Source organism: Pseudomonas sp. Irchel 3E19 (assembly GCF_900187585.1).
GTDB classification, from domain to species: Bacteria; Pseudomonadota; Gammaproteobacteria; order Pseudomonadales; family Pseudomonadaceae; genus Aquipseudomonas; species Aquipseudomonas baetica.
Genome location: NZ_FYDT01000003.1, coordinates 65,993 through 77,719, shown reverse-complemented (window position 1 = coordinate 77,719; position 11,727 = coordinate 65,993). Strand labels below are relative to the sequence as shown.

11 protein-coding genes and 1 riboswitch are annotated in these 11,727 nt (G+C 60.6%); of the genes, 8 read left to right on the top strand and 3 right to left on the bottom strand.

The genetic code is table 11. The annotated features are described in order from the left end of the window. Window positions 1-60 precede the first annotated feature (60 nt). Window positions 61-393 carry a multidrug efflux SMR transporter gene (locus tag CKW18_RS02870; RefSeq protein WP_007915730.1) on the bottom strand — a complete coding sequence of 111 codons (333 nt, stop codon included), beginning with the start codon at window positions 391-393 and terminating at the stop codon, window positions 61-63. Window positions 394-497: 104 nt separating this feature from the next. Here CKW18_RS02870 and CKW18_RS02865 point away from each other — a divergent pair, with 104 nt between their 5' ends. Both CKW18_RS02865 and waaA read left to right on the top strand, forming a co-directional pair. Continuing rightward, window positions 498-1,400, top strand: coding sequence for a LysR family transcriptional regulator (locus CKW18_RS02865; RefSeq protein WP_170947212.1), 903 nt, complete (start codon window positions 498-500; stop codon window positions 1,398-1,400). 11 nt (window positions 1,401-1,411) lie between these two features. Beyond that, on the top strand, window positions 1,412-2,686 hold the full coding sequence (gene waaA, locus CKW18_RS02860; protein WP_095187362.1) for a lipid IV(A) 3-deoxy-D-manno-octulosonic acid transferase: 1,275 nt from the start codon (window positions 1,412-1,414) through the stop codon (window positions 2,684-2,686). An 84-nt stretch (window positions 2,687-2,770) separates the two neighbouring features. Here waaA and CKW18_RS02855 read toward each other — a convergent pair whose 3' ends face one another. After that, window positions 2,771-4,204, bottom strand: a complete 1,434-nt coding sequence (locus CKW18_RS02855) for a TolC family outer membrane protein (protein ID WP_095187361.1) — start codon at window positions 4,202-4,204, stop codon at window positions 2,771-2,773. 204 nt (window positions 4,205-4,408) lie between these two features. Further along, window positions 4,409-4,514: riboswitch (TPP riboswitch) on the top strand. Between the two features lie 146 nt (window positions 4,515-4,660). Between CKW18_RS02855 and thiC the strand changes: the two genes are divergently transcribed. Together thiC and cytX are read left to right on the top strand one after the other, a co-directional pair. Next, window positions 4,661-6,553, top strand: a complete 1,893-nt coding sequence (gene thiC, locus CKW18_RS02850) for a phosphomethylpyrimidine synthase ThiC (protein WP_095187360.1) — start codon at window positions 4,661-4,663, stop codon at window positions 6,551-6,553. 178 nt (window positions 6,554-6,731) lie between these two features. Beyond that, a complete protein-coding gene (gene cytX, locus CKW18_RS02845) occupies window positions 6,732-8,024 on the top strand; it encodes a putative hydroxymethylpyrimidine transporter CytX (RefSeq protein ID WP_095187359.1) in 1,293 nt (430 codons plus the stop codon). Here the strand turns inward: cytX and CKW18_RS02840 are convergent. Next, entirely contained in the window at window positions 7,993-8,739 is a 747-nt protein-coding gene (locus tag CKW18_RS02840; protein ID WP_095187358.1) for an RsiV family protein, read from the bottom strand. The two genes, cytX and CKW18_RS02840, sit on opposite strands and share 32 nt — an antisense overlap. 228 nt (window positions 8,740-8,967) lie before the next feature. Here CKW18_RS02840 and CKW18_RS02835 point away from each other — a divergent pair, with 228 nt between their 5' ends. The 4 genes from CKW18_RS02835 (at window position 8,968) to CKW18_RS02820 (ending at window position 11,709) form a co-directional block, all read left to right on the top strand. Then, window positions 8,968-9,585 (top strand): NUDIX domain-containing protein, encoded by a 618-nt coding sequence (locus CKW18_RS02835; protein WP_095187479.1) that lies wholly within the window; start codon window positions 8,968-8,970, stop codon window positions 9,583-9,585. Further along, window positions 9,576-10,028, top strand: a complete 453-nt coding sequence (locus CKW18_RS02830; RefSeq protein ID WP_095187357.1) for a DUF1249 domain-containing protein — start codon at window positions 9,576-9,578, stop codon at window positions 10,026-10,028. Before CKW18_RS02835 ends, CKW18_RS02830 begins: the two co-directional genes overlap by 10 nt. 99 nt (window positions 10,029-10,127) lie before the next feature. Then, window positions 10,128-10,943, top strand: a complete 816-nt coding sequence (cpdA, locus tag CKW18_RS02825) for a 3',5'-cyclic-AMP phosphodiesterase (RefSeq protein ID WP_095187478.1) — start codon at window positions 10,128-10,130, stop codon at window positions 10,941-10,943. Window positions 10,944-11,100: 157 nt separating this feature from the next. Beyond that, on the top strand, window positions 11,101-11,709 hold the full coding sequence (locus CKW18_RS02820) for a YqiA/YcfP family alpha/beta fold hydrolase (protein ID WP_095187356.1): 609 nt from the start codon (window positions 11,101-11,103) through the stop codon (window positions 11,707-11,709). The last annotated feature ends 18 nt before the right edge of the window (window positions 11,710-11,727 follow it).

Below are 11,727 nucleotides of genomic sequence, written 5' to 3'. Positions count from 1 at the left end.
ATGTCTCTGATACAACGCTTTCGCGAGCAGGCTCGCTCCCACAGGGATTGTGCTTGGATTTTAGTGCCCGGCAGTTTTCGAGAACAGTTGAATCACCACCACGCCGAGTACGATCAACGCCATCCCGAGCATCGCCGGGATGTCCAGTTTTTGCCCGTAGATAAACAGCGCCGCGACGCTGACCATCACAATGCCCATGCCCGCCCACACCGCGTAGGCCACGCCGACCGGAACGGTGCGCACCACCAGCGTCAGCATCCAGAATGCAATCGCGTAGCCGACGATAACCAGCACCAACGGCAGCGGCGTGCTGATGCCTTTGACGGCTTTCATCGACACAGTGGCGATCACTTCGGCGCAGATGGCAATGGCCAGGTAGGCGTAGGCGTTCATGGTTCAGATCCTCAATGTAAAACGTTGCTTGCTGAGGCGGCATTCTAGTGATTCACCAGATGGGGTAAAGTCATTACCTATCTGTTCTGAAGATGGGTTGGCGAATCAGCATGCAGTGGAATCTGGATCAACTTCGGGTGTTTGTCGATGTGGCCGAACATCGCTCGTTTTCCGCCGTGGCACGCCAGCAGCGCAAGGCGCAATCGGCGATCAGCAACGCGATTGCCATGCTTGAAGATGACCTTGGCGTGAGCCTGTTTGAGCGTAGCAGCGGTCGCCAACCTAGCCTCACTGAGGCCGGGGAAGCACTACTCGAAGAAGCACGGGAAGTGTTGCGTCAATGCGAGCGCCTCAACGGCCGGGCGATGGCAATGATGCGTGGTCAGGAAGCGCAACTGCGCGTGGCCCAGGACGAGGCGATGCCCTATCAGGCGCTGGTGGAAAGTTTCGGTGAACTGGCCGAGCAATTCCCCAGCCTTGAAGTGCAACTGACCAGCGCCGCGCAAGGCGAAGTCGCGCGAAAACTGGTCGAACGTCGCGCCGACCTCGGCCTGCTTTTCTATCACGATGAAATCCCCGAGGCCTTGGAGCGCCGCGTCCTCGGCAGCGTGGAAATGGTCACGGTCTGTGGCGTCAATCACCCGCTGGCGACGCAGTCCTACGTGACCTGCCAACAACTGGCGCAACACCGACAGTTGCTGATGTCGACGCAAACCAGCGTCTATCCCGGCAACGAGCCGGCCAGCCCGCAGGTGTGGCGCGCCGACAGTTTCTACGTGATGTCCGAATGGCTGGTGCGCGATCTTGGCTGGGCCTGGTTGCCGCGCCACGTGGTGCAGTACTCGGCGTATCAGGGCTTGATGGTTGAACTCGACAGTGAGTGGACGCCGCCGGCGCTGGTGGTTGAGCTGGTCTGGCGACGCAACGAGCCGCTCGGCCCGGCCGCGCGTTGGCTGGCGGAACGTTTTGCCGTGCACTTGCGGGCGATCGGCGACAAAAGTCGATAAACTCCGCCGCCATGAATAGAACTCTCTACACCGCGCTGTTTTACCTGGGGCTGCCATTGGTGGCGATTCGGCTATGGCTGCGCTCGCGCAAGGCGCCGGCGTATGCCAAACGGATTGGCGAACGTTTCACTTATGGCATGCCGACGTTGCACCCCGGCGGCATCTGGGTGCACGCGGTGTCGGTGGGCGAAAGCATCGCCGCGGCGCCGATGATTCGTGCCTTGTTGCAACGTTATCCAACGCTTCCGATCACCGTGACCTGCATGACCCCGACCGGTTCGGAGCGGATTCAGGCGCTGTTCGCCAACGAACCGCGCATCCAGCATTGCTACCTGCCGTACGACTTGCCGTGTGCAGCGGCGCGTTTTCTTGATCGCGTGCAACCGAAATTGGCCGTGATCATGGAAACCGAGCTATGGCCCAACCATATTCATCAATGCACCAAGCGCGCAATCCCGGTGGCGCTGGCCAACGGGCGTTTGTCCGAGCGCTCAGCCAAGGGCTACGGGCGCTTCAGCAAACTGACCGCGCCGATGCTCGCCGAGATGAGTTTTTTTGCCGTGCAGACCGAAGCTGAAGCGCAGCGTTTCCGCGATCTGGGCGCGCGACCAGAAACAGTCGAAGTCACTGGTTCGATCAAGTTCGACCTGACCATCGACCCGCAACTGCTGCAACGCGCCGCCCAATTGCGCGGCCAGTGGCAAGCGCTGGAACGTCCGGTGTGGATCGCCGCCAGCACTCACGAAGGCGAGGACGAAGTGGTCTTGAACGCTCATCGGCGTTTGCTGGCCAACTATCCCAACGCGCTGCTGATTCTGGTGCCGCGTCACCCGGAGCGGTTCAACTCGGTGTTCGAACTGTGCCAGCGCGAAGGTTTCGCCACGGTGCGCCGTTCGACCGGGACGAGTGTTGACGGCGAAACGTCGGTGCTGCTCGGCGATACCATGGGCGAGTTGCTGTTTCTCTATGCCCTGGCCGACAGCGCCTTTGTCGGCGGCAGCCTGGTGCCGAACGGCGGGCACAACCTGCTGGAGCCGGCAGCCTTGGCGAAACCGGTAATCAGCGGCCCGCACCTGTTCAACTTCCTCGACATCGCCGCGCAATTACGCGAGGCCGGCGCGCTGGCCGAAGTGGATCATGCCGAAGGGCTGGCAGTGGAAGTGCAGCGTTTGTTCGAATTGCCACGGGATGCACAGCGTATGGCTGATGCCGGGCTGGCGGTGATGCGCCGCAATCAGGGCGCGTTGCAGCGTTTGCTGGATGGCTTGGGCCGACTGATCAAATAAAGCAAAAAGATCGCCGCCTTCGGCAGCGCCTGCATGGAAATGCATTCCAATGTAGGCGCTGCCGAAGGCTGCGATCTTTTGCTTTTAAGGGCGGGCCTTGAGTTGCGCTTCGGCAGCCTTGGCCAGATCCGGTGGCAAGAAGTCCTTGTCCGGGTTGTAGTCGGCTTTCAGGTAGCGCGTCAGGTCCTGCAAGTCGCCCGGGTTCAACGTGCCCGCCGCCTGCTTCAAGCGCAGGTTGTCGAGGATGTAGTCGTAGCGAGTGTTGTTGTAGTTGCGCACCGAGGTGTACAGCTGACGCTGCGCATCGAGCACGTCGACGATGTTGCGTGTGCCCACCTGATAGCCGATTTCCGTGGCTTCCACCGCGCTCTGGTTGGAGATGATCGACTGACGGCGCGCCTGTACCTGCTCGACGTCGGTGTTCACCGCGCGGTGCAGATTACGGGTGTTCTCGACGACCTGCCGACGCAGGGATTCGCGCTGCTGTTCGCTTTGGTTCAATTGCTCATAAGACTGACGCACTTGCGAGCTGGTCAGCCCACCGCTGTAGATCGGGATATTTACTTGCAGGGCCAGCGTGCGTTGTTCGACGTTGCCACCGTACGGTGTGCCGAAGGCGTTCGGGTTGGCGAAGCCGAGGGCGTCGTTGTCACCTTTCTCATACTTCGCGACGGCGTCGAGGGTCGGCAGGTGGCCGGCCTTGCGTTGCTTGAGCGTCTGTTCGGCCGAACTGACGGCGTAGTTGCTGGCCAGCAGATTGAGGTTCTGTTTCGCCGCGGTGTCGACCCAGGCCTTGGCGTCGTTTGGCGCTGGCGGCAGGATTGGCAGCGTGTGGACGATGCCCTGAATCGAGTTGTACTGACGGTTGGTCAGGGTGATCAGCGCTTCGAACGCATCATCGACCTGACGCTGTGCGACGATCCGGTTGGCCCGCGCGGTGTCGTAGCTGGCTTGCGATTGCAGCACGTCGGTCTTGTCCGAGAGGCCGACATCAAAGCGCTCGTTGGACTGGTCGAGCTGGCGCTTGAACGCGGCTTCTTCAGCCTTGGTCGAGGCCAGGGTGTCCTGGCTGCGCAGCACGTTGAAGTAGCTTTCGGCCGATTGCAGGATCAGGTTCTGCTCGGTGGCGGACAGTTGCAGCGCTGCCTGTTCGTTGACGTCCTTGGCGGCCTGGTACTGGAACCAGCGATCGGCGCGGAACAACGGCTGCGCCAGGGTGGCTTGATAAGAATGGGCGCTACGGTTGGCGATGGCCGAAGGCTGGTCGATCGAGGTGCGCACGTCGGCGATTTCGGCGCCGCCTGACAGGTTCGGCAGCAATCCGGCGCGAGCCTGCGGCACCACTTCTTTCTGGGCACCGTACTGCGCGCGGGCGGCGGCCAGATCGGCATTGTTGTCGACCGCTTCCTGATAGACGCTGACCAGATCGGTTTTGCTCGACAAGGGCGCTTCTGCTGCCCAGGCCATTGCGTTGGACGCACAAGACACGGCAAGAGCCAGTGAAAGTTTGCGCAGCATGAGGCGATCCCTAGCAAATATTATGGAAATAATCCGGGCGCCAAAGGTAAGGCGCGGCCCATGCTGCGTCAAGGCGCAGCATGGCGTAGCGAGTGTAGTTGGGCAATCGGGCGGCAACAATCCTGCAAGTCCTGCCAATTGCGCCATTCATCATGGTGTTTGCCGCGGTGTTGGCGTTCTTTGCCGGTTGTGTCTAGACTGGCCGGGTTCTTGTCGGGGTGCCTTGCTATGAGGCTGAGATCGAATAATTTCGGATCCCGTTGAACCTGATCAGGTTAGCGCCTGCGTAGGGAACAAGATTTCTCGTCACCCGGCGAGTCCTCTTGTGCTTCGTCCGGGAAATTGTTCGACAATCGAACGCTCGACGACGATGCACAGCACCGGTCCTGGTGCGTCCGTGCCTTTCAGGTTCTGCTCCGACAATCCACTGCCTGGATGCTGTCTGGAGAGCCCGTGATGACGATTACAAAATCAAAAAACGCGATCAACCTGAGTGACTCGGCCAAGGTCGATGAGCAATCGGTCAAGCCGTTCACCCGTTCGCAAAAAGTCTACGTTCAGGGCTCGCGCCCGGACATCCGCGTGCCGATGCGCGAAATCACCCTCGATGTAACCCCGACCGACTTCGGCGGCGAAATCAACGCGCCGGTCACTGTCTACGACACCTCGGGTCCGTACACCGATCCGAACGTGGTGATCGACGTACGTAAAGGCCTGGGCGATGTGCGTTCGGCGTGGATTGATGACCGTGGAGATACCGAGCGCCTGCCGGGCCTGAGTTCGAATTTCGGCCAGGAACGCCTCGCTGATCCAGAGCTGACCAAACTGCGTTTCGCCCACGTCAACAACCCGCGCCGCGCCAAGGCCGGGGCCAACGTCAGCCAGATGCACTACGCGCGCCAAGGTATCATCACCGCCGAGATGGAATACGTCGCCATCCGCGAAAACATGAAGCTGCAAGAGGCCCGCGCCGCGGGACTGTTGACGCAGCAACACGCCGGCCACAGCTTCGGCGCGAGCATCCCGAAAGAAATCACCGCTGAATTCGTCCGCGAAGAAATCGCCCGCGGTCGCGCGATCATTCCGGCCAACATCAACCACGTCGAACTGGAACCGATGATCATCGGCCGTAACTTCCTGGTGAAGATCAACGGCAACATCGGCAACAGCGCCCTGGGTTCGTCCATCGAAGAAGAAGTGGCGAAACTGACCTGGGGCATTCGCTGGGGTTCGGACACCGTGATGGACTTGTCCACCGGTAAACACATTCACGAAACCCGCGAATGGATCATTCGTAACTCGCCAGTACCGATCGGCACCGTGCCGATCTATCAGGCGCTGGAAAAAGTTAACGGCGTCGCCGAAGATCTGACCTGGGAGCTGTTTCGCGACACGCTGATCGAGCAGGCGGAGCAGGGCGTCGACTACTTCACCATCCACGCCGGCGTACTGCTGCGCTACGTGCCGCTGACCGCCAAACGCGTGACCGGTATCGTTTCCCGTGGCGGTTCGATCATGGCCAAGTGGTGCCTGGCGCACCACAAAGAGAACTTCCTCTACACCCATTTCGACGAAATCTGCGAAATCATGAAGGCCTACGACGTCAGCTTCTCGCTGGGCGACGGCCTGCGTCCTGGCTCGATTGCCGACGCCAACGACGAAGCGCAATTCGGCGAACTGGAGACCCTCGGCGAGCTGACCAAGATCGCCTGGAAGCACGATGTGCAGTGCATGATCGAAGGCCCGGGCCATGTGCCGATGCAGTTGATCAAAGAGAACATGGACAAGCAGCTCGAGTGCTGCGACGAGGCGCCGTTCTACACCCTCGGCCCACTGACCACCGACATCGCCCCGGGCTATGACCACATCACCTCCGGCATCGGCGCAGCGATGATCGGCTGGTTCGGTTGCGCGATGCTTTGCTACGTGACGCCGAAGGAACACTTGGGCCTGCCAAACAAGGATGACGTGAAGACCGGGATCATCACCTACAAGATCGCCGCGCACGCAGCGGACTTGGCCAAAGGGCACCCGGGCGCACAGATCCGCGACAACGCCTTGAGCAAGGCGCGGTTCGAGTTCCGCTGGGAAGACCAGTTCAACCTCGGTCTGGACCCGGACACCGCCCGTTCGTATCACGATGAAACCCTGCCGAAGGACTCGGCCAAGGTCGCGCATTTCTGTTCGATGTGCGGGCCGAAATTCTGCTCGATGAAGATCACTCAGGAAGTCCGCGAATACGCGGCCAACCAGCGGATCGACGCGGTCGACGTGGACGTCGCCCAAGGCCTGGCGGAACAGGCCGAGCGGTTCAAGAAGGAAGGCAGTCAGCTGTACAAGAAGGTTTGATCTGACCTGAAATTGATGGTGCCTGTGATGGCCTCTTCGCGAGCAAGCCCGCTCCCACATTTGATCGCATTCCTCCTGAAGGAACCGGTTCAAAATGTGGGAGCGGGCTTGCTCGCGAAGGCGTCAGAACAGGCACCAGAAATCTCAATGACAAAAATACTCCTCCGAGATAACACCCTTGAGCATTCAACCCGGCACTTATTCTCCCGACCTCGCCGTGCCCGCCGACAAGCGTGTATTCGGCGGTCGCGATCTGTTTTCCCTGTGGTTCTCCCTCGGCATCGGCCTCATGGTTCTGCAGACCGGCGCATTGCTCGCGCCAGGCCTGGGCCTGTCCGGTTCGCTGCTGGCGATTTTCCTCGGCACGCTGGTGGGCGTACTGTTGCTGGCCGCCGTCGGCGTGATCGGCAGCGATACCGGCCTGTCGTCCATGGCCGCCCTCAAACTGAGCCTCGGCAGCAAAGGCGCGAGCCTGCCGGCGTTGCTCAATCTGCTGCAACTGATCGGTTGGGGCTCGTTCGAAATCATCGTCATGCGCGATGCTGCCAGCCTGCTCGGCACCCGTGCGTTCAGCGAAGGTTCACTGTGGTCGAACCCGATGTTGTGGACGCTGTTTTTCGGCGCGCTGGCGACCTTGCTCGCGGTCAGCGGGCCGCTGACTTTTGTGCGGCAGATTCTGCGCAAGTGGGGCATCTGGCTGCTGTTGGCGGCGTGCCTGTGGTTGACCTGGAACCTGTTCGCCAAAGCCGATCTGGCCGATCTCTGGTCGCGCGCCGGTGACGGTTCGATGCCGTTTGCCGTGGGCTTCGACATCGCCATCGCGATGCCGCTGTCGTGGCTGCCGCTGATCGCCGACTACTCGCGTTTCGGCAAGCGTGCGAAGAATGTTTTTGGTGGCACTGCGGTCGGTTTCTTTATCGGCAACTTCTGGCTGATGAGCCTCGGCGTCGCTTACACGCTTGCGTTCGCGCCGAGCGGTGAAGTCAATGCGCTGCTGCTGGCACTGGCCGGTGCCGGTCTGGGGATTCCGCTGCTGTTGATTCTGCTGGATGAGTCGGAAAACGCTTTTGCCGACATTCACTCGGCGGCGGTCTCCAGCGGGATTCTGTTGCGCCTGAAAGTCGAGCATCTGGCCTTGGCCATCGGCGTGATCTGCACGCTGATCGCACTGTTGGCGCCATTGGCGCAGTATCAGAATTTCCTGCTGCTGATCGGTTCGGTGTTTGCGCCGCTGTTCGGCGTGGTGCTGGTGGATCACTTCATCCTGCGCAAGCGCAGTGCTCAGGTCGCTTCAGCCGCCTTGCGCTGGCCGGCGCTGTTGGCCTGGCTGGGGGGTATCAGCACCTATCACTTGCTGGCGAATCTGTATCCGGATGTCGGCGCAACCCTGCCGGCGCTGGTGCTGGCAGGGCTGTTACAGCTAGTGCTCGGCCGGGCCTTCAGTTACGGCCGGGAAACAGCTCGGGCTTGAGAATGCCGTTCAGACGCGGATAAGGGATCTTCAGTTCGACGTGGCCCAGCGCGTAAGGCGCGATGGTGCTCACCTCGTACTTGAGGATCACGCCGCCGTAAGTCAGTGCCACGTGCGGGGTTTTCTTGAACGGCCAACTCGACACGAATTCCGCTTCCTGATCGAGCTTGGTGCTGATCAGCCAGCTGTTATGCGCAACCTGCGCAGCCTTCCAGAAGGCGTCTTCCTGACCCGGCATCAGCATGTCCGCCAGGTTCAGCACTTTGTGCTGCTGGCGCGAATAATTGATGAAACCGCGACCCGGGGTGCCATGGGCGCCGCCGGTGTCGAGGTAGCTCGACAACTCGATGATCACCAAGCCGTCATGCTGCTCGCGTACTTTGGCTTGCAGGTAGCTGCTGTTGCGCGGGCCGGCATTCGCCAGAAACTGCTCGCGATAGGCCGCCAGGGTCGGCGTCACTGGCGCGCTCGGCTCGGTGCGGGTCATTTGCAGCAGGCGTTTTTCGATGATGCCGTCCAGGGCAGGTTCGGCCGGGAAGCGCAGGGTGTCGATGTTCACCAGTGGGCAGTCAGGGTTGGAACAGCCGGGTTTCAGCTGTTCCGAGGCATCGCGGGTGGTTTCCAGCGGGGTACGGTAGTTGGGTTGAAACAGGCTGGCGCACGCGCCCAGGGTCAGGGCGATGGCGGCCACGGAGGCAATTTTGAAAAGCGACATGGGCGTCCTTTCTGAAACAGGGGAAGGCAAAAAGATATCGCTTCGACTCTCGCGGAAGCGGTCAGTTCGCCACTAAGCTAATTAGAGTGGGTTTCGCCTTCACCGTCCATCCCGCTGACGGTAAAGGGGCTGCATCAGACGGTGCGGGCGCGTTAGGATGGCGCGAAGTCGAGGTTGCAAGTAACACAATGGAACCTCGTAATGGATTTGCAGTAACCGAGGATGCTCATGACTGACTTTGCCAACGCCACGCCAACCACCGTCGAGATCGTGCGACGCGAACGATGCTACGAGGGCTTTTACAAGCTCGACCGTCTGCACCTGCGCCATGAGCTGTTCGCCGGCGGCATGAGTCGCGAAATCAACCGTGAAGTCTTCGTGCGCCACGACGCGGTGTGCATGCTGCCCTACGATCCGCAGCGCGATGAAGTGGTGCTGATCGAGCAGTTTCGCGTCGGCGCCATGGGCAAGACCGATAACCCGTGGCTGGTGGAACTGGTCGCCGGTCTGATCGACAAGGATGAGCAGCCGGAAGAAGTTGCTCACCGCGAGGCGCAGGAGGAAGCTGGGCTGGACATCAAGGCCCTGTGGCCGATGACCAAATATTTCCCGTCGCCGGGTGGCAGCAACGAATTCGTGCATTTGTATCTGGGGCGTTGCAGCACTGATGGCGTCGGCGGTTTGCATGGCCTTGAAGAAGAGGCCGAAGATATCCGCGTTACGGTCTGGGCCTTCGAAGATGCCTTGCAGGCCGTCCGTGACGGACGCATTGCCAATGCGGCAAGCATCATCGCTTTGCAGTGGCTGGCGCTTAACCGCGCCGAAGTGAGGGGGCTATGGTCGTAAACAAGCTGCGCGATCGTTATCGAGTCGACCTCGTGGGGCTGCAAGCTGCCTGCGAGGCCAACTACGCGCGCCTGATGCGACTGTTGCCGGACATGCGTAACGAGCCTGAGGCGCGGCGCATCGCCGTGACCCAAGGCGAGCAGATGCTCGGCGTGCTGGCCCTCGAAGTGCTGCAAACCTGCCCGTACACCACCACCTTGCAAGTGCGTCAGGAACACAGTCTGCCGTGGCTGCCGGTGCCGCAACTGGAAGTGCAGGTCTATCACGACGCGCGCATGGCCGAGGTGATCAGCGCCGAACATGCACGACGCTTTCGTGGCATCTATCCTTACCCGAACGCCGCGATGCATCAGCCCGATGAAAAAGCTCAGCTCAATCTGTTCCTGGGGGAATGGCTGAGTCATTGTCTGGCGCTGGGGCACGAGTACGAAGTCGTACGCTAGTTGTGAACTGCGTCCGGTTCGCAGGTTTCCCCTTTCAGTGATCCCCCAGCATAATTGCGGCACTTGAACGATTCCGTGCTTTTGCCTTGGGAGAACGCCTTGCCGAGCGTATCCACGTTGACCACCGCCGATCCGGCATTGCTGGTGCAGTTGTCCGACAGCCATTTGTTCGCCGAGGCGGACGGCACACTGCTGGGCATGAACACCCGCCAGAGCCTGCAAAAAGTCATCGAGCGGGTGCAGGAGCAACAACCGAGGATCGATCTGATTCTGGCTACCGGCGATATTTCCCAAGACGGCACTCTTGAGTCTTATCAACTGTTTCGCCAAATGACCGCGCAGATCGATGCACCGGCGCGCTGGATTCCCGGCAATCACGACGAACCGCAGATCATGGCGCAAGCGGCGGTGCAGAGTGCGCTGCTGGAGTCAGTAGTCGATGTCGGCAATTGGCGCGTGACCTTGCTCGACTCGGCGGTGCCGGGTTCGGTGCCGGGGTATTTGCAGGACGATCAACTGCAACTGCTGGCGCGTTCGCTGAGCGAAGCACCGGAGCGTCATCATCTGGTGTGCTTTCACCATCATCCGGTGCCGATCGGGTGCGGGTGGATGGCGCCGATCGGCCTGCGCAATCCAGAAGCGTTTTTCGAAGTGCTGGATCGTTTTCCACAGGCTCGCGCGGTGTTGTGGGGCCATGTGCATCAGGAGATTGATCGCGAACGCAATGGCGTGCGGTTGATGGCATCGCCGTCGACCTGCATTCAGTTCGAGCCAAACAGTGAAGACTTCAAGGTCGGCGAACAGGCGCCCGGGTATCGCTGGTTGCGGCTGTTGCCGGATGGGCGGTTGGAAACTGGCGTGGAGCGGGTTACCGGTTTTGCTTTTACCGTTGATTACGGTTCTGACGGTTACTGAGCCCCATCGGGCCTCTTCGCGAGCAAGCCCGCTCCCACAGGGGGACGCATTCCAAAGTGGGAGCGGGCTTGCTCGCGAAGGCGTCCTTACAAACACCCACGATCTCCCTGACTCCCTGTAAACTCCGCTATCTTTCGCCGACACTCAGGGAGCTCAAATGTCCGGTTCGATCCTCTATATCCACGGTTTCAACAGCGCCCCGGCCTCGAAAAAGGCCTGTCAGCTGGTCGCGGTGATGGAGCGGCTGGGCTTGAGCGATCAATTGCGTGTCCCGGCCCTGCATCATCGTCCGCGTGAAGCCATCGGTCAGTTGGAGCAGGCGATTGCCGAGCTGGGCCGACCGCTGCTGGTGGGAAGCTCACTCGGCGGCTACTATGCGACTCACCTGGCCGACCGCCATGGCCTGAAAGCCCTGCTGGTCAACCCGGCCGTCAGTCCGCATCGGATGTTCGACGGTTATCTGGGCACGCAGAAAAACCTGTACACCGATGAAACCTGGGAATTGACCCACGACCACGTAACGGCCTTGGCCGAGCTGGAAGTGCCGGCGCCCCAGGACGCGCAGCGTTATCAGGTCTGGTTGCAGACCGGCGATGAAACACTGGACTATCGCCTCGCCCAGCAGTATTACCGGGCCTGTGCCTTGCGCATTCAGGCCGGCGGCGACCACAGTTTTCAAGGTTTTACCGGGCAATTGCCGGCGTTGTTGAGTTTTGCCGGCATTGGCGCCGATGTGTATCAGGCAATCGATTTCACCGCACTGTGAAGTCTTGCCCCTATTTCA